A 17,597-nucleotide genomic window follows, 5' to 3' on the forward strand; every position below is an offset into this window, starting at 1 on the left:
CCGGGTGCCGCGGGAACTCAGCGCCGGTGCCGGCGGACCGCCTCGCCGACCGCGGCGGCGGCGCCGACCAGGACCGCCGCGGCGGGCAGCGGATGGCGGGCGGCGAGGGTCTGGTACGAACGCGGCGCGGACCGGTCGTCGAAGCCGCCGTGCGCGCCGTGGTCGGTGCCCGCCTCGTCGTCCACCGGGTGCCAGAGGTTGTCCGGGCGGCCGTCGTCGGCGACATCGGCCGTCTGCTGGGAGTCGTAGCCGGTGCGGGCCAGGTAGCGGTCGAGCAGTCCGGCGGCGACCTTGTTGCCGAGGATGGTCGCCACCGTGGACGCCCCGACGTAGTACTGCTTGCGCTGCGGGTGCGCGGCGGCGTGCGCGACCGCGCGGGCGGCCACCTCGGGCTGGTAGATCGGCGGGACGGGCTGGGGGTCGCGGGGCAGCCGGGACCGCACCCAGGAGAACTGCGGGGTGTTGACGGCCGGCATCTGCACCAGGGTGATCCGCACCGCGCTGTGGTCGTGCATCAGCTCGGTGCGGACCGCCTCGGTAAAGCCGTTGACGGCGTGCTTGGCACCGCAGTAGGCGGACTGCAGCGGGATCGAGCGGGAGCCGAGCGCGGAGCCGACCTGGACCACGGTGCCGTGGTCACGCGGGCGCATCCGGCTCAGCGCGGCGCGGGTGCCGTTGACGAAGCCCAGGTAGGAGACGGCGGTGACGCGGTCGAAGTCCTCCGGCGCGATCTCGGCGAAGGGCGCGAAGACCGAGGTGAAGGCGACGTTGACCCAGACGTCGATGGGTCCGAACGCCTCCTGCGCCGCGTCGGCCGCGGCCTCGACCTGCCGGTGGTCGGCGACGTCGGTCGGTACGGCCAGGGCCCGGCCGCCCAGCTCCTCGACCTCGGCCGCTGCGGCGTCCAGCCCGGCGTGGCCGCGGGCCAGCAGGGCCACGCGGTCGCCCTGTTCGGCGAACAGCCTGGCGCTGGCCCGGCCGATCCCCGCGCTGGCGCCGGTGATGACGACGGTCCGGTTCATGATGGCGGTGCCCTTCTTCTGCTCTGCCCGGGGGGCGGGGTTGTCGGTTCCGCTCAGGGGCCCGGGGCCCCGCAGGACCCGGCCGTCGGCCCGGTTTCCGCGGGACGCCGAACGGCCCCGGATGCGGTGCGCCTGCCCGCGCCGGCCCCGGTGAATCAGCCGTCCGGCGGGTATCGGGGCGCAGGTCCGCGCCGCGGCCGGGCCTTCCGGCGGCGCCGGGGCGGATCACCTCGCCGGAGGGGTTGCGGGCACCGGCGAGGAGCGGGTTCTCGATCCGGACAAACCGGCCGGTCAGGGCCTGTCGGGTGGATCTCCGCGGGTGGCGGAGCGGGTCCGGTGCATGCGGCTACGAGGCCGAGGCGGCAGGCGGCGAAGGTGTGTCGCCGGCCGGCGAAGCCGCGACGGACGTGCGGGCCGGGCCCCGCGACGCCGCGCGGATCCACCCGGCGGACTTCAGGCCCCCGCGCCGGGCCGGTCGTCGCGGTGGTGGCGACCGGGCAGCAGCTCCTGCACCTTCGCCTTGAGGCCCTGCCGGACCATGCCCGCGCGGTCGCTGTCGCCGTGCAGTACGGCCGAGGCGACGGCCTCGGCCTGGTCGAGGCCGGCGTGCGGCGGGATCGGCGGCACCGCGGGATCGGTGCGTAAGTCGATGACGAACGGCCGGTCGGCGGCCAGCGCCTGCTGCCAGGCGTCCCGTACCCCGCCGGGCTCCTCGACGCGGACACCGCCGAGGCCGACGGAGCGGGCGAAGTCGGCGTAGCGCACGTCGGGGATCGACTGCGACGGCAGGAACTGCGGGGCACCGGCCATCGCCCGCATCTCCCAGGTGACCTGGTTGAGGTCCTGGTTGTTCAGGACGGCGACGACCAGCCGCGGATCCTGCCAGCCGCGCCAGTACTTGGCGGCGGTGACGAGTTCGGCCATGCCGTTCATCTGCATGGCGCCGTCGCCGACGAGGGCGATGGCGGGCCGGTCGGAGTGCGCGAACTTGGCGCCGATGACGTACGGGACGCCGGGTCCCATGGTGGCCAGCGTCCCGGACAGCGAGCCGCGCATGGCGCCGCGCATCCGCAGGTGGCGGGCGTACCAGTTGGCGGACGACCCGGAGTCGGCGGCCAGCATGACGTTCTCCGGCAGGAGTTCGTCCAGGGAGTGCACCACGTACTCGGGGTTGATCGGGTCGGCGTCCACCGCGGCGCGGCGCTGCATGACCTCCCACCAGCGGGCCGTGTTCCTCTCCACGGTCCTGCGCCAGTCGCCGTGCTGCTTCGCCTTCAGCAGCGGCAGCAGCCGCTTGAGGGTGCCGGCCGCGTCGCCGACCAGGTTGACCTCGAAGGGGTAACGCATGCCGATCATGAACGGGTCGTTGTCGATCTGCACCGCGCGGGCCTGGCCGAACTCCGGCAGGAACTGCGTGTAGGGGAAACTCGATCCGATCACCAGCAGCGTGTCGCAGTCGCGCATCATCTCGTACGAGGGGCGGGTGCCGAGCAGGCCGACGGAGCCGGTGACGTAGGGCAGGTCGTCGGGGAGCACGTCCTTGCCGAGCAGTGCCTTGGCGACCCCGGCGCCGAGGGTGTCGGCGAGCTGCTCCACCTCCGCGCGGGCGCCCCGGGCGCCCTGGCCGAGCAGGATCGCCACCTTCGCACCGGAGTTGAGGACCTCGGCGGCGCGGGCGACGTCGCCGTCGGCGGGCACCGGGGCGTAGTCGGCCAGGCCGAGGCTGGAGGGGACCATCTTGAAGGCGTGCGTCGGCGGGGTGTAGTCGAGTTCCTGCACGTCGGCGGGGATGATGACGGCGGTGACGGTGCGCTTGGCGTAGGCGGTGCGCATCGCCCGGTCGATGACGTTGGGCAGTTGCTCGGGGACGGTCACCATCTCGCAGTAGTCGGAGGCGACGTCCTTGAACAGGCTGAGCAGGTCCACCTCCTGCTGGTAGCTGCCGCCCATGGCACTGCGGTTGGTCTGGCCGACGATGGCGACGACCGGCACGTGGTCGAGCTTGGCGTCGTACAGGCCGTTGAGCAGGTGGATCGCGCCGGGACCGGAGGTCGCCGCGCAGACGCCGACCCGGCCGGAGAACTTCGCGTAGCCGACGGCCTCGAAGGCGGCCATCTCCTCGTGCCGGGCCTGGATGAACTCCGGCCTGTTCTCGGCGCGGCCCCAGGCGGCGAGCAGGCCGTTGATGCCGTCGCCGGGATAGCCGAAGACGTGCTCCACGTCCCATTCGCGCAGCCGCTGCAGTACGTGGTCGGACACCTTGACGGACACAGGGGTTCCTCTCTCGCGGACGGTACGGGCGCCGGTCCCCGGGTCGGTCCGGCGGGCGGGGCTCGGTTCGGGTACGGCGGTGGACGAGCGCGTATGCGGCGCCCGCGGCGGTGGCCGCGGCGGCGAGCGCGGTCCCGGCGGCCGGCCGGGACGGTCGGGTGAGGGCGCGGCGGGCGGGCGGCGGCCTTCTCCTGGTGGTCGTCGGGCGGGCCGCCGCCGTAGCCGGTCGGCCCGTAGCCGGTCCGGGCGGGCCGGGCCGCCGCGCTCCGGCGGCGGTCCTGCCACCTCGCGGCCCGCCCCGGTGCCGCAGGCGGTGCGCGGCGGGGCGGCCGTCAGCGTCCGAGTGCCTTGCTGAGCTGGGCCTTGGACATGGTGGAGCGGCCCTTGATACCGCGCTGCCGGGCCTCGTTGTAGAGCTGGTCCCGCGTCGGACCCTGCGCGCCGGAGTGCGAGCGCTGTCCGCCGCGCCGGGACGAGGGCATGTCGCGCGTCGAGGTGCGGCTGGCGGCCTTGGACTCGCCGGAGCGGGCGCGCTCTTTGTTGACGGTGCGCGAGGCGATCTCCTTGGCGCGCTTGTCCGACTCACCGCGGTCCTTGGCGCTGTCCTTGATGTGCTCGTACTGCCGTTCGCGCTTGGCGTTCGATCCGCTGGGCATGGTGCCCGCCTTCCTGAACTCGTTCGGCCGGTGTGCTCGTCGCCGTGCCCGCCGCAGGCGGTGCGCCGGCCTCCGGCTCCCTGCCGTCGAAGGGCGCCTGCCCGGCCGCGGCGCGGGCACGCACGCCGTTCCAGTGTCGGCACCCGGTGACCGCCGGCGCCCGCTCCGCTGGTCCGTTCGGTGGCCGCCGGGCGTGGTCCGCGGCTACGTCGGGCGCATTATGGACCTTGTGGTCCAGAGTCGTGTTACGGTTTTTCTGAACCGCACGGTCCACTATGGAAGAGGTCCACGGCATGACCGCACGACTGCAGGGCAGGACCGCGCTCGTCACGGGCGCGACGAGCAACATCGGGCAGGCGATCGCCGTCGCCTTCGGGGCGGAGGGCGCGCACGTGGTGGTCTCCGGCCGCAGCACGGCCCGCGGCGCCGAGGTGGTGGCCGGCATCAGGGCGGCGGGCGGCAGGGCCGACTTCGTCGCCGCCGACCTCGACGGCGGCGCGGCGGCCAGTACCGCGCTCGCCGCGGAGGCCGCCCGGGTACTCGGCGGCCGGATCGACGTCCTGGTCAACAACGCGGGCATCTTCCCCGGGGACGTCACCACGGCCACCGACGAGGCCACCTTCGACCAGGTGTACGCGGTCAACGTGAAGGCCCCCTTCTTCCTGACCGCGGCCGTCGCCCCGGCGATGGTGGAGGCCGGCGGCGGCGCGATCGTCAACCTCGGTTCGTGGGTCGCCCGGCTCGGCCTGCCGGTCGGCGCGCTCTACAGCTCCACCAAGGGCGCGGTCGAGACCCTGACCAGGGCGTGGGCGGCCGAGTTCGGCCCGTCCGGGGTGCGGGTCAACGCGATCTCGCCCGGCGTCATCCGCTCCCCCGCGCTCGGCGACCGGCCGCACCCGGCCGAGGTGATGATGAGGGGCACCCCGGCCGGCACCACTGGCTCGCCCGAGGCGATCGCGCAGGCGGCGGTCTATCTCGCCAGCGACGAGGCGGCGTTCGTGCACGGCACGGTGCTGGACGTGGACGGCGGCCGGGTCGGGGTCGCGGTGGTCAGCGGGACGTGAGCCCGGCCCGGCGGGGCGGGCGGCGCGGCCGGCGGCGCGCGGTCCCTGGCGTACGACCGACGGCGTACGGGCGACGGCGCAGCCGCCGGGCCCGTACCCTTGGACCGGGAAGTCCAGTCGTTAGGGAGGCGGAAGCGTGCCGCAGGGGCTGACGAGCAAGGGCGCCGCCACCCGGCAGCGCATCATCGACGGCGCGGCGGTGCTGATGCGGCAGTCGGGCGGCGGCGTGTCGCTGGACGAGATCCGCGAGGCGACCAGTACCAGCAAGAGCCAGCTCTTCCACTACTTCCCGGACGGCCGGGAGCAGCTGGTGCTCGCGGTCGCCTCCCACGAGGCCGACCAGATCCTGGCCGACCAGCAGCCGTACCTGGACGATCTGACCTCCTGGCGGTCCTGGCACGCCTGGCGGAACACCGTGGTGGCCCACTACAAGCGGCAGGGCCGCCAGTGCCCGCTGCGGGTGCTGCTCGGGCAGCTCGACCCGGAGGACACCGGCGGCCAGAGCGTGCAGGCCCGGCTGATGGACAGCTGGCACGGCAAACTGGCGGCCGGGGTGCGGCATATGCAGGATCAGGACCTGATGACCCGCGGGCTGGCCGCCGACCGCGCCGCCGACGTGCTGCTGGCCGCGGTCCAGGGGGGCGCCGTCGTCCTGATCGTCACCGGCAGCACCGGTTCGCTGGAAGCCGCCGTCGACCTGACGCTGGACCAGCTGCGCGTGCACCCGTAGCCGCCGGTTAGGGTGGACCGACAGGTTGCCCCCGGACGCAGGCCCGGGGCCGTCGCTCCGGAGGGGTACGTGACACACGGTCGGCTGGTCCGCGGCGCGGGTGTGCCGGCCGCGCTGCTCACCGTCGCCGCGGCGATCACCCTGGCGCTGCTGACCACCAGCGGCTCGGCGGTCGAGAGCCGCCCCCGGCCGCCGTTCCCGGTCCGGGTGATGCCGCTGGGCGACTCGATCACCTGGGGTCAGGGCAGCACCGGTGACGCCGGCTACCGCAAGCCGCTGTGGCGGCTGGTGGCCGGGCAGTCCCGGTACGCCGTGCGGTTCGTCGGCTCCGAGCGCAACGGCGATCTGCCGGAGCCGGCCAACGAGGGGCACCGCGGCTGGACGATCGGCCAGGTCCGGGGCAGGGTCGACGGCTGGCTGGCGGTGTCGCGGCCCGATGTCGTCCTGCTGCACCTGGGCATCAACGACCTGCGCCACAACGTGGACGTCGCCCGCGCACCGGACCGGCTGGCCGAGCTGGTCGACCGGATCTACGCCGACCGGCCGGGCGTCTCGGTGGTGTATATGGGCCTGCTGCCGGTCGCCTCGCACCAGCGGACCCCGCTCACCACGCGGCTGCGCGCCGAGGTCGCCGCGTTCGACCGGCGGGCCGCCGCTCTCCAGGCCGCCGAGCGGCGGCGCGGTCGCGCCTTCTGGTACGTCACCCCGCCCGACCTCACCGTCGCCGAGATGAGCGACGGCGTGCACCCCGACGACGCGGGCTACCGGCGGATGGCCGAGGCGTTCTTCCCGGTGCTCGGCAAGGCGGTGGCCGAGCGGATGAGCCGGCCGGCGCCCTCCCCCTCCCCGCCCGCCGCCTCCGCGCCCGGCCCGCCCGCCGCCCCCTCCGCCGGGGCGAAGGCCGCCAGGGCGAAGGCCGTCGGCGCGGGGGCCGGCTGACCGGCCGGCACTCAACCGGGCGCCGGCAGCTCGCCCGATCCGCGTACCACCAGCCGGGTGAGCAGCACCACGTCCCGGGGCGCCGAACGGTCGCCGGCTATCCGGGAGAAGACCAGGTCCGCCGCGGTGCCGCCGAGCGCCGCCGGGTCCTGGCTGACCACGGTCAGCGGTGGGCTGAGCCGTTCGGCCAGCGGCAGGTCGTCGAAGCCGACGACCGCGATCCGCGCGGGGTGGTCGAGTCCGTCGAGCACCCCGAGGGTGATCAGGTCGTTGCTGGTGAACACGGCGGTCGGCGGCTGCGGCAGTTCGCGCAGCTCGGCCAGCGCGGCGCCGGCCGCGGCGCGCGAGCGCAGGCCGTGCCGGACCAGCGGTTGGTCCTCGGGTATGCCGTGTGCGGCGAGCGCGGCGAGATAGCCCGTGTAGCGCTCCCTTTGCGTCCATATCTCGTACCGGTCGCCGAGGTAGGCGATCCGGCGGTGGCCCCGGTCGAGCAGGTGGGTGACGGCGCGCTGGGCGCCGGCCCGGTTGTCGACGGTGACGGTGTCCACGTCCAGGCCCTCGGCGGGGCGGTCCACGCACACCACCCGGGTGCCGGCCGCCATGGGCTGTTCGAGGAAGCCGTGGCCGCCGACGGTGGGCACGATGATCAGGCCGTCCACCTGGCGGGCGGTGAAGGCGGCGATGACCTCGCGCTCGCGGCGGGGCTCGTCGTTGGTGCTGGCGACCAGCACCACATAGCCGCGGCGGTGTGCCTCGTCCTCCACCGAGCGGGCCAGCAGGGCGTAGAACGGGTTGGCGAGGTCGTCGACGACCAGGCCGATGGTGGCGGTGCCCGGGCGCTTCTGCCGCAAGTGGCGGGCGTTGTCGTTGCGCTGGTAGCCGAGCCGGCGGACCGCCTGCTCGACCTTCGCGGCGGTGCCGGGGCTCACTGCGGCCTCACCCGAGACGACCCGGGAGACGGTCATCGGGCTGACGCCCGCGGCGCGGGCCACGTCCTTCATCGTCGGGCGCCTCACGGGCCTCCTCGTCCTCCTGCCGGGCCGCGGCGGGGGCCGGCCGCCCCCTCGCACCGATGATGGCAGGCGGGCCCGGCGGGCGGGGCGCCGGCGACGTGCACGGCGGACCGGGTGCGGTACGGGCGACATGACGGGGGTGTGGGCGGGTCTTGCGGCGTCCGGCGGCGGCAGCGCCGCTACGCTGCGGAGCGGCCGCCCGACCGGCCGGCGCCGCCCGCGGTATGTGCCGGCGGCCTGGTCCGGACCCTTGACATCCGTCAGGTACACATCAAAACTGCTCCCTTGCCTGGTAACGTTCACACGCTTCGCGAGCCCGTGCCCCCCTCAGCCCCCCGGCGCCTGGACGACGCGGGGGCCTTCCGCGAGAAGGTGGTTCCTCCGTGCTTCCTGCCGTGTTCCGCTCCCGAACCGCGGGCGCCGTCAGCGCCCTGTTACTGGCCGCGCTCGGTGTCGGCGGCCTCGCCCAGGCCCCGGCCCACGCCGCCGCGCCCCACCCGGCGCCGGCCCGCGCCGCCTCGGCCCCGGCCCTTACCCAGTACGCCGACCCGTTCGTCGGCACCGACGACAGCTCCGCGCCGAACCCGGTGCCCGGCGGCGCGGGCGGCAGTACGTACCCGGGCGCGGTGGTGCCCTTCGGCGGGGTGCAGTTCAGCCCGGACACACCGACCGGCTCGCCCTCCGGCTACCGCTACTCCGACACCTCCATCGAGGACTTCAGCCTCACCCACTTCGACGGCGCCGGCTGCCCCAACGACGAGGACCTGCCGCTGCTGCCGATCACCGGCGGTGTCGGCACCTCGCCCGGCAGCGACTGGACCGCGTACGCGTCGCCGTACACCAAGGCCAACGAGACGGCGGTGCCCGGCTACTACCAAAACCGGCTGGACAGGTACGCCACCGGCGTGGAGCTGACCGCCACCACCCGCACCGGCATGGGGCGGCTGACCTACCCGTCGTCCACCTCGGCCGGGCTGCTGATCAACACCAGCCGCAGCGCCACCGGGAACCGCGCCGGCTCGGTGCAGGTCAACGGCTCCGAGATCACCGGCAGCGTCACCGCCGGCGGCTTCTGCGGCTCGTCGAAGACGTACCCGATCTACTTCGACATCCGCTTCGACCGCGCCCCGACCGCCCACGGCACCTGGAACGGCGGCACGGTCAGCGCGAACTCGGCGAGCACCAGCGGGACCAACACCGGCGCCTGGGTCACCTTCGACACCACCGGCTCGGCGACCGTGCAGTTCAAGGTCGGCCTGAGCTACGTGAGCACGGCGGGCGCGCAGGCCAACCTGACGGCGGAGAACAGCGGCTGGGACTTCGGCGCGGTCCGCAGCGCCGCCGACGGCGCGTGGAACGCGATCCTCAACCGCGCGCAGGTGAGCGGCGGTTCGACCACCGACCTGAAGAAGTTCTACACCGCGCTCTACCACGTCTTCCAGAGCCCCAACATCTCCAGCGACGTCAGCGGCGACTACCGCGGCTTCGACAACGCGGTGCACAACTCCTCCCGCCCGGTCTACCAGAACTACTCCGGATGGGACATCTACCGCTCCTGGGCGGCGCTGATCGCGCTGATCGCGCCGGCGGAGGCGAGCGACATCGCCAACTCGATGGTGCTGGACGGCCAGCAGGGCGGCCTGCTGCCCAAGTGGTCGCAGCAGACCAACGAGGACTTCGTGATGACCGGCGACCCCGGCCCGATCATCGTCAGCAGCCTCTACGCCTTCGGCACCCGCGGCTTCGACACCGCCGCCGCCCTGTCGCTGATGGAAAAGGCGTCCAACGGCGGTACGACGCAGGGCTCCCCGATCCGCGGCAACCAGTCCTCGTACACCGCTCTGCACTACCTCAGCGGCGCCCCCTCGGACTCGCTGGAGTACTCGGCCTCCGACTTCGCGGTGGCGCAGTTCGCCAAGGCGCTCGGCGACACCGCCGGTTACAGTACGCACATGACGCGCGCCCAGTGGTGGCGCAACACCTACGGCGCCGAGTCCGGCTACGTCCAACCGCGCAACTCCGACGGCAGCTGGGTCTGGCCGCTGGACCCGGCCGGCCAGAGCAACTTCACCGAGGGCAACGCCGCCCAGTACACCTGGATGGTGCCCTACGACTACGCCGACCTGATCAACGACATGGGCGGCCGGCACACCGCGGTCCAGCGGCTGGACCACCACTTCACCCAGGTCAACGCCGGCCAGACGCTGCCGTACTACTACATCGGCAACGAGCCCGAGCACGGCGTGCCGTGGGCCTACGACTTCGCCCGCAACCCGGCCGGCGCCTCCGACGCGGTCCGCAAGGTGATGTCCGAGTCCTACACCACCGGGGCCGGCGGCCTGCCCGGCAACGACGACCTGGGCGCGACCTCCGCCTGGTACGTGTGGGCGGCCCTCGGCCTGTACCCGGTGACTCCCGGCGCGGACACCCTCGCGGTCAGCGGCCCGCAGTTCCCCTCGGTGCTGCTCCAGCGGCCCGGCGGGAACATCACGGTCAACGCGGCGGGCAGCGGCACCTACGTCCAGGGCCTCACCGTCAACGGCACGGCCACCAGCCACAGTTACCTGCGCTACCCGGACGTGGCGGCCGGCGCCACGCTCGACTTCACCATGGGCGCCACCCCCGGCACCGCCTGGGGCACCGGCGCCTCCGACGTGCCGCCCTCCTTCCAGGACGGCGCCACCGCCGTGCCGGCCGCCCCCGAGCCGGGGACCGACCTCGCCCAGGGCCGGCCGGTGACCGGATCGGCGAGCTGCGCCACCGCCGAGTCCGCGGACAAGGCGGTGGACGGGTCGCTGAGGAACAACAGCAAGTGGTGCTCCAAGACGGCGAACGCCACCCTCCAGGTCGACCTGGGCTCGGCGCAGACCGTCTCGTCCTTCGTCGTCGAGCACGCGGGCCTCGGCGGCGAGAACACCGGCTGGAACACCGGTGCCTTCCAGATCCAGACCAGCACCGACGCCGCCACCTGGACGACCGCGGCGACGGTCGCCGGGTCGCGCTCCAGCCGCACGTACAACACGGCGTCCCCGCGGCAGGCCCGCTACGTCCGGCTGGTGGTCTCGCAGCCGGCCAACGCCGCGGGCACCGGCTCCGACGCCGCCCGGATCTACGAACTGGAGGTCTACGGCGGCGGCCAGAGCGATCTGGCGCTCGGCCGGGCCGCCACCGGCTCCGACCCGTGCGGCAGCACCGAGACCGCGGACAAGGCGGTCAACGGCAGCTACTCCGGCGGCACCGGCGACAAGTGGTGCTCCAAGGCGGCGGGCACCAAGACGCTGACCGTCGACCTCGGCGCCTCGCACACCCTGTCGTCGCTGACCGTCCGGCACTCCGGCGCCGGCGGCGAGGACCCGGCGTGGGACACCAGGGACTTCGACCTGGCGGTGTCCCCCGACGGCACCGCCTGGACCACGGTCGCCCAGGTCCGCGGCAACACCGCCGACAGCACCACCAGCCAGGTGGGCGCGAACGCCCGCTGGGTGCGGCTGTCGGTGATCACACCGACGCAGAACGGCGATCCGGCGGCGCGGATCTACGAGTTGGAGGTCTACGGAAGCTGAACCGGCCGGCGGCGGCCGTTTCCCCGGGGTGCCGGGTGGGATTGCCGCCGCCTGGTCGGGCCGCAGGGCTCACTGCACCCGCTGCCCCTTGCCGAGGGCGATCACGCCACCCGGCGAGACGGTGTAGAGCTGGCCGTCGCGGTCGGGGTTGACGCCGATGGTGGCGCCCGGCGGCACGTCCACGTTCTTGTCCAGCACCGCGCCCCTGACGATGGCGCCGCGCCCGACCCGTACGTTGTCGTGCAGCACCGAGCCCTGGACGACCGCGCCGACGTCGATCACCACGCCGGGTGACAGCACCGAGCGGGTGACCTGCCCGCGGATCACGCAGCCGGGGCTGACCACCGACTCCCCCACGATGCCGCCGGCCGCGATCTTGGCCGGCGGCATGCTGTTCTGGTGGGTGTAGATCGGCCAGCGCCGGTTGTACAGGCTGAAGGCGGGCTGGTCGGAGATCAGGTCCATGTGCGCCTCGTAGTAGGCGTCCAGGGTGCCGACGTCCCGCCAGTAGCCGTGGTCGCGGCTGGTCTCCCCCGGTACGTGGTTGGTGTCGAAGTCGTAGACCTGCGCGACACCCTTGGCGGTGAGCCGGGGCAGGATGCTGCCGCCCATGTCGTGCACGGACTGCGGGTCCTCGGCGTCCTCGTGCAGCGCGTCCAGCAGCGTCTTGGTGGTGAACAGGTAGTTGCCCATGGAGGCGAAGACACGCCCGGGGTCGTCGGGCAGCCCCGGCGGGTCGGCGGGCTTTTCCAGGAAGCGCTCCACCGCGACGCCGTCGCTGGCCGGGGTGATGACGCCGAACGCGGCGGCGTCCGCCTTGGGCACCTTGATGCCGGCCACCGTGACGCCCGCGCCGTGCTCGATGTGCTGGGCGAGCATCTGCCGGGGGTCCATCCGGTAGACGTGGTCGGCGCCGAACACCGCGACGTAGTCGGGCTGTTCGTCGTGGATGAGGTTGAGCGACTGCAAAATCGCGTCGGCGCTGCCGAGGTACCAGCGCGGGCCGAGCCGCTGCTGGGCCGGCACCGGGGTGACGTAGTTGCCCAGCAGACTCGACATCCGCCAGGTGGTCGTCACGTGCCGGTCCAGGGAGTGCGACTTGTACTGGGTCAGTACGCAGATCCGCAGGATGTCGCCGTTGACGAGGTTGGACAGCACGAAGTCCACGAGCCGGTAGGTGCCGCCGAACGTCACCGCCGGCTTGGCCCGGTCGGCGGTGAGCGGCATCAGCCGCTTTCCCGCACCACCGGCCAGCACTATGCCCAGCACCGAAGGTCCACCACGCATCGAAGCCCCCTCAGATCGTGTCCGCTCGCCGGTGTCCGGCGGTCGCCGCCCGGTTGCCCTCGCCCGCCCGTCGGCCGGGCCCCGCCGTCCGGCCGGGGCTCAGCCGTCCTTCAGCACCGTCTGGTAGAGCTCTGTGGTGCGCCGGGCGACGGTGTCCCAGCCGAACTCGGTCACCGCGCGCTCCCGGCCGGCCTCACCCATCCGGGCGGCCGTCGCCGGGTCGCCGACCAGCCGGTCGATCGCCTCGGCCAGCCCGGTCTCGAACTCCTCGGGACGGCTCTCCCGGTAGGGCACCAGCAGCCCGGTCCGGCCGTCGTCCACCACCTCAGGGATGCCGCCGACCGCGGAGGCGACCACGGCGGTCCCGCAGGCCATCGCCTCCAGGTTGACGATGCCGAGCGGCTCGTACACCGAAGGGCAGACGAACAGCGCCGCGTGGGTGAGCAGCTGGACGACGGCCGGGCGGGGCAGCATCGCCGGGATCCAGTGCACCCCGTCGCGTACGGCGCTCAGTTCGTCGAACAGGGCGCGGAACTCGCGGTCCAGGGCCGGGGTGTCGGGGGCGCCGGCGCACAGCACCAGCTGGGCGGCCGGGTCGATCCGGCGGGCGGCGCGCAGCAGGTGCGGTACGCCCTTCTGCCGGGTGATCCGGCCGACGAAGAGCACATACGGGCGGTCCGGGTCGATACCGATCCGGTCCAAGACGTCGGTGCGCGGGTCGGGGCGGTAGGTGGCGGTGTCGATGCCGTTGCGGATCACGTGGACCCGGTCGGGGTCGAGCGCCGGGTAGCTGGCCAGGATGTCGCGGCGCATGCCGTCGGAGACGGCGACCACCCCGTCCGCGGACTCCATCGCGGTGCGCTCGGCCCAGCTCGACAGGGCGTAGCCGCCGCCGAGCTGCTCGGCCTTCCAGGGGCGCAGCGGCTCCAGGGAGTGCGCGGTCAGTATGTGCGGGATGCCGTAGAGCAGCTTGCCTATGTGGCCGGCGAGGTTGGCATACCAGGTATGGGAGTGCAGCAGCTCGCGGCCCTCCAGGGCGGCGGCGATCGACAGGTCGACGGCGAAGGTGCGCAGCGCGTCGTTGGCACCGTCCAGGGAGGAGGGCGCGCGATGCCGGATCACCGCGTCATCGGCGCCCTTTCCCCAGCTGTGCACTTCGAGGTCCACCAGAGCGCGCAGCTCGCGGGCGAGGAACTCCACATGGACCCCGGCTCCGCCGTACACGTCGGGCGGATACTCCCGGGTCAGCAGCCCCACCTTCACCGCGCCCTCCCATCCCTTCGGCAACCGCATCGGTCAACCGCGGTCGTTTCTTGCTTTCCCCGTTCGGGGAAGGCATATCACGCCGAGGCGGCCGAATCCCGGTCAGGGGGTGATCGGGTTGTTACGAGGTGACCAGGTCGAACTGTTCCCAGGCGCCGATGGCGGCCCGGTTGGCGATCAGCGGCTGGTCCCCGGCGTTCTCCGCGGTCACGTACAGGTTGTCGGCGCGGGCCCGCAGGCTGACCACGGTGCCGCCGGGGGGCGTGGTGTCGCCGCCGATGGTGGTGGTGGTGGTGACGGGTGGGGTGGGACGGGTGGCGGTCAGCGCGATCTGGCCCTTGAGCATCCGCCCGCCGTCACCGGCCAGCCGCAGGTAGTAGTCCGAGGAGCACGCCGTACCGTCCTCGTCCAACGCCGAAAACCCCGAATTCGTCGGCACCCACGCCAACGACTCCGCCGTCTTCGCGATCTGGTTCCCCTCGTTGAACTCGTTGAACTCGTCGAACATCGGGATATAAACGCCCTGCACCCCGCCCGCACCATTCTGCTGCAACCACAGGAAACGCGTGTCCACCGTCTGCTGGTCGTACGACGAGAACAGGTCCGCCGGCTGCCCGTTCCCCAGACTCGCGTACCCCGTGTGATACGTCCGCGCGTAGTCCCGCACGTCCGGCCACGCCACAATCCCCGTGTTCGACGGCGACGGCGCCTGACCCGCGTTCGCCGACCAGTGCCACCACGCATATACCGGTGCACCGTCACCGACCGCCGCCAACCACCCCTGACACCCCACCGACACCTTCCCCACCACATCCCCCGGACCACTCACCGCCGCAACACCCCCCACAGCAGACGCAGGTACGGCCACACCCAACGCAGCCAACCCCACAGCAGCCGACCCACCGGCCGCCGTGCCCAAGAACGAACGACGTGACACACCCATGGAAAGCTCCGATGTTCAACAGCTGAACTCAGCGTCCCCGTGGCAGGCCATGGGTGATCGGCAACGGCATGGCGAAGGCTCCGCCTGATCTGCGCAGGCTTGCGGTGGGGGAGGCGTGCACCGGCTCGCGGTGACGCCTCGCTGAGCACTTCCGCATAAGCGGTTGAGGTCTGCGAGGATTCAACTGCTGAAAGAAACATGCCGTCAAGGGCCTGGACCAACGAGGCTCTTTGTCCTCGATGCGGTGGTTTCCCGCACCGAGTACCGCATGAGACCACCCATGACGGGCGCGAAAGATCGGATGACCTGCTTCACTGCTTGTGCGCGACAGGCGCCGGGCGGCCCCCGACCGGCCGGTTCGTGATTCGGCCACGATCCACCGGGGGGCACGGCCCGCCGCCCGGGTCGGCGGCCCGGCCGCGTCGCGCACCCGCTGGGACACCGGTGCACCCGGTGGTGCCTGGGACGCGGCGGCGCCCCGGCGGCCCCCGGCGGACGTACCGGTGTCAAGCACATACCCGGCCGCCAGGTGGCAATACGGCCGTTCTCACGACTTCGGGCCGTCCCGGGATTGACGCTTTATGGACGGCTGCAACGTACCCGACCGGGCACACGTAGGAGAGACAAGAGCGTGACGACCACCCCCCACGCCACCGCCCCCGTTCCACTGCGGACCGGACAGCGGCTGGCTCTGACCCTGGCAAGAGAAGAGATGATGCAGGACTACCACCGATGGGAGACCGACCCGGCGACCATCGTCGGTTTCGGTGCCCGCTGGCCGGTGTCCTGGGAGGTGTTCCGGGCCCGCTTCCGCGGCGTCCACACCTCCTCCCACTACCAGCTCTTCGAAGTGATCACGACGGCGGGCGCGACTCCGGTCGGCACCACCTCCCTCAACGTGGACCAGTCGGTCAACAGCGCCGAGTTCACCTTGGTGATCGCTCCGGAGCACCGCGGCCTGGGTTACGCGGCCGAGGCCACCGCACTCACTCTCGACTGGGCGTTCACCATCGCGTCACTGAACGCGGTGTGGCTGCAGGTGCTGGCTCCGCACACCCTTGCCGTGAACGCCTATCTCAAGGCCGGCTTCCGTACCGCGGGACGGTTGCGGGATGCCGCGCTGTGGCATGGCAAGCGCGTCGACAAGCTCCTGCTGGACTGCCTGCCCGACGACCTGGCAGCAGAGAGGAGGTGATCCGAGATGTCCTGCCCCGACGTGAACTGCCGCAAGGGCGGCTGCACCACCGAGCCCGGCCGTAACCGGCCCGCTGGTGACAGCACCCCCGGAAAAGCCTGAACCACCCCCGGCCCACCGGCCGGATGTCCCGCACCGAAGGCCGCGGCGCGCGCCGGACGCGCGCCGCGGCCTTCACCGCCCCCGGGAGGGGAGGCACCGGCTCACGGCGTAGTGTGCCTACGCCGTACGCGGTAGCCGCGCGCAGAGGTCACCCGTGCGGCGACCGCACCGGCCGGCGGGGTGCTCGCGCAGGTCATCCGCCGTGCCCGGCGTCCGCGGCGGCTCGGCCGCGGGTCCGGGCGGGCGGCTGCGAGGAAATCCGGGACGGAAGAGGCATACGTCCGGACGGCCAGGGCAGGCGGGCGGCGAACAGTCGGATGAGTGCGAGGCGATGACGTGACCGCAATGGTTCAGCAGTCGGAAGACACGGACGCCACGGCGACGGGCGAGCGGCAGTCGGGTGCGTCACAGGACGCGACCGGTGGGCTGCCGTGGATCGACGACGCGACGAGCGTGGCGCCCCAGGACGCCCGGGTGTTGTCGAAGCTCTTCTTCGACCGCCTCCAGGAGCTGGAGGAGGGCACCCACGCCTACAGTTACGCGCGCAGCACCCTGATCGAGATGAATCTGGCGCTGGTGCACTTCGCGGCGGGCCGCTACCGCAACCGCCCCGCCACCGACCACGAGGAGATCGTCCAGGTCGGCACGATCGGTCTGATCAAGGCGATCGACCGGTTCGACCTGTCCCGTGAGACGGAGTTCACCACTTTCGCCATCCCCTACATCGTCGGCGAGATGAAGCGGTTCTTCCGCGACACCTCCTGGGCGGTGCACGTGCCGCGGCGGCTGCAGGAGCTGCGGGTCGAGCTGAGCAAGGCCAGGGAGCAGCTGTCGCTGCTGCTGGACCGCGACCCGACCGTCGCCGAGCTGGCCGCGCACCTCGACCTGAGCGAGGGCGACGTGATCGAGGGCCTGGTGGCGTCCAACGGCTACACCGCGGGCTCGCTGGACACCCCCTACAGCGACGCGGACAGCGGTTCCGACGGTGAGGGCCGCACCCTGGCCGACACCTTCGGGGCGTGCGACCCGGCGCTGGAGCTGGTGGAGGACTTCAACAGCCTGGCCCCGCTGCTCTCGCAGCTGCCGGCGCGCGACCGCCTGCTGCTGCAGATGCGGTTCGGCGAGGAGATGACGCAGGCGCAGATCGGCGAGGAGCTGGGCTACTCGCAGATGCACGTGTCGCGGCTGCTCGGCAGGACGCTCAACAAGCTGCGGGCGGGACTGCTCGCCCAGTCCTGAGGTCCGGCGCCGCGCACGGCGGCCGGACCCGCACGACGGCACACCACCTTCCCCCTGACCCGAACCGACTGTTCGGATCCGACGGCCGTGGCCCGGAATCCCTTCCGGGCCACGGCCGTCGTCCGTCGTTCCCGCCACACGGTCAGGGGGTGGTCACGTCCGCGCCGGTCAGTGTCACATCGGCCGGCCGGCCTCGCGCGGCAGCCGCTTGCCCGGCAGCCGCTTGCCCGGGAGCCGGGCGGCCACCATGGTGGAGCCGCCGCCTTCGCCCGCGCCGTACGTGTGTCCCGGTCGGGCGGCGGTACGCATC

General features: G+C 72.9%; 14 protein-coding genes. 6 read left to right on the top strand and 8 right to left on the bottom strand.

Annotation, left to right across the window (positions count from 1 at the left end; genetic code table 11):
• Positions 1 to 17: 17 nt before the first annotated feature.
• From RLT57_RS02365 to RLT57_RS02375, 3 genes are all read right to left on the bottom strand, one after another.
• Positions 18 to 1,022 carry an SDR family oxidoreductase gene (locus RLT57_RS02365; RefSeq protein WP_311295692.1) on the bottom strand — a complete coding sequence of 335 codons (1,005 nt, stop codon included), beginning with the start codon at positions 1,020 to 1,022 and terminating at the stop codon, positions 18 to 20.
• Positions 1,023 to 1,475: 453 nt separating this feature from the next.
• A complete protein-coding gene (locus tag RLT57_RS02370) occupies positions 1,476 to 3,293 on the bottom strand; it encodes a thiamine pyrophosphate-requiring protein (protein WP_311295693.1) in 1,818 nt (605 codons plus the stop codon).
• A 332-nt stretch (positions 3,294 to 3,625) separates the two neighbouring features.
• A complete protein-coding gene (locus RLT57_RS02375) occupies positions 3,626 to 3,949 on the bottom strand; it encodes a plasmid stabilization protein (protein WP_311295694.1) in 324 nt (107 codons plus the stop codon).
• A 293-nt stretch (positions 3,950 to 4,242) separates the two neighbouring features.
• Here RLT57_RS02375 and RLT57_RS02380 point away from each other — a divergent pair, with 293 nt between their 5' ends.
• From RLT57_RS02380 to RLT57_RS02390, 3 genes are all read left to right on the top strand, one after another.
• On the top strand, positions 4,243 to 5,013 hold the full coding sequence (locus RLT57_RS02380; RefSeq protein WP_311295695.1) for an SDR family NAD(P)-dependent oxidoreductase: 771 nt from the start codon (positions 4,243 to 4,245) through the stop codon (positions 5,011 to 5,013).
• A 136-nt stretch (positions 5,014 to 5,149) separates the two neighbouring features.
• Positions 5,150 to 5,743, top strand: coding sequence for a TetR/AcrR family transcriptional regulator (locus RLT57_RS02385; RefSeq protein WP_311295696.1), 594 nt, complete (start codon positions 5,150 to 5,152; stop codon positions 5,741 to 5,743).
• Between the two features lie 69 nt (positions 5,744 to 5,812).
• Positions 5,813 to 6,682 (top strand): SGNH/GDSL hydrolase family protein, encoded by an 870-nt coding sequence (locus RLT57_RS02390; protein WP_311295697.1) that lies wholly within the window; start codon positions 5,813 to 5,815, stop codon positions 6,680 to 6,682.
• 11 nt (positions 6,683 to 6,693) lie between these two features.
• Here the strand turns inward: RLT57_RS02390 and RLT57_RS02395 are convergent, their stop codons facing one another.
• A complete protein-coding gene (locus tag RLT57_RS02395; RefSeq protein WP_311295698.1) occupies positions 6,694 to 7,698 on the bottom strand; it encodes a LacI family DNA-binding transcriptional regulator in 1,005 nt (334 codons plus the stop codon).
• A gap of 380 nt (positions 7,699 to 8,078) precedes the next feature.
• On the opposite strand from RLT57_RS02395, the gene RLT57_RS02400 reads away from it, so the two are divergent.
• Positions 8,079 to 11,258 carry a GH92 family glycosyl hydrolase gene (locus RLT57_RS02400; RefSeq protein WP_311295699.1) on the top strand — a complete coding sequence of 1,060 codons (3,180 nt, stop codon included), beginning with the start codon at positions 8,079 to 8,081 and terminating at the stop codon, positions 11,256 to 11,258.
• A 69-nt stretch (positions 11,259 to 11,327) separates the two neighbouring features.
• On the opposite strand, the gene glgC is transcribed toward RLT57_RS02400, so the two are convergent.
• The 3 genes from glgC to RLT57_RS33220 form a co-directional block, all read right to left on the bottom strand.
• Positions 11,328 to 12,545, bottom strand: coding sequence for a glucose-1-phosphate adenylyltransferase (gene glgC, locus RLT57_RS02405; RefSeq protein WP_311295700.1), 1,218 nt, complete (start codon positions 12,543 to 12,545; stop codon positions 11,328 to 11,330).
• A 99-nt stretch (positions 12,546 to 12,644) separates the two neighbouring features.
• Positions 12,645 to 13,808, bottom strand: coding sequence for a glycogen synthase (gene glgA / locus RLT57_RS02410; RefSeq protein ID WP_311300540.1), 1,164 nt, complete (start codon positions 13,806 to 13,808; stop codon positions 12,645 to 12,647).
• Between the two features lie 121 nt (positions 13,809 to 13,929).
• Entirely contained in the window at positions 13,930 to 14,490 is a 561-nt protein-coding gene (locus tag RLT57_RS33220) for a fascin domain-containing protein (RefSeq protein WP_399127887.1), read from the bottom strand.
• An 892-nt stretch (positions 14,491 to 15,382) separates the two neighbouring features.
• Between RLT57_RS33220 and RLT57_RS02420 the strand changes: the two genes are divergently transcribed.
• Both RLT57_RS02420 and RLT57_RS02425 read left to right on the top strand, forming a co-directional pair.
• On the top strand, positions 15,383 to 15,946 hold the full coding sequence (locus tag RLT57_RS02420; protein ID WP_311295701.1) for a GNAT family N-acetyltransferase: 564 nt from the start codon (positions 15,383 to 15,385) through the stop codon (positions 15,944 to 15,946).
• A 438-nt stretch (positions 15,947 to 16,384) separates the two neighbouring features.
• Positions 16,385 to 17,287: an RNA polymerase sigma factor SigF gene (locus RLT57_RS02425; RefSeq protein WP_399127889.1), complete on the top strand. Its 903-nt coding sequence runs from the start codon at positions 16,385 to 16,387 to the stop codon at positions 17,285 to 17,287.
• Positions 17,288 to 17,461: 174 nt separating this feature from the next.
• On the opposite strand, the gene RLT57_RS02430 is transcribed toward RLT57_RS02425, so the two are convergent.
• Positions 17,462 to 17,596: a hypothetical protein gene (locus RLT57_RS02430; RefSeq protein ID WP_311295702.1), complete on the bottom strand. Its 135-nt coding sequence runs from the start codon at positions 17,594 to 17,596 to the stop codon at positions 17,462 to 17,464.
• Position 17,597: the final 1 nt, after the last annotated feature.

This window comes from Streptomyces sp. ITFR-21 (assembly GCF_031844685.1).
Taxonomy (GTDB): domain Bacteria; phylum Actinomycetota; class Actinomycetes; order Streptomycetales; family Streptomycetaceae; genus Actinacidiphila.

Excerpts from the sequence above, each read along its gene's own strand:
- RLT57_RS02380 (WP_311295695.1), top strand. The coding sequence starts at position 4,243 with ATGACCGCACGACTGCAGGGCAGGACCGCGCTCGTCACGGGCGCGACG.
- RLT57_RS02365 (WP_311295692.1), bottom strand. The coding sequence starts at position 1,022 with ATGAACCGGACCGTCGTCATCACCGGCGCCAGCGCGGGGATCGGCCGG.
- glgC (WP_311295700.1), bottom strand. The coding sequence starts at position 12,545 with ATGCGTGGTGGACCTTCGGTGCTGGGCATAGTGCTGGCCGGTGGTGCG.
- RLT57_RS02430 (WP_311295702.1), bottom strand. The coding sequence starts at position 17,596 with ATGCGTACCGCCGCCCGACCGGGACACACGTACGGCGCGGGCGAAGGC.
- RLT57_RS02375 (WP_311295694.1), bottom strand. The coding sequence starts at position 3,949 with ATGCCCAGCGGATCGAACGCCAAGCGCGAACGGCAGTACGAGCACATC.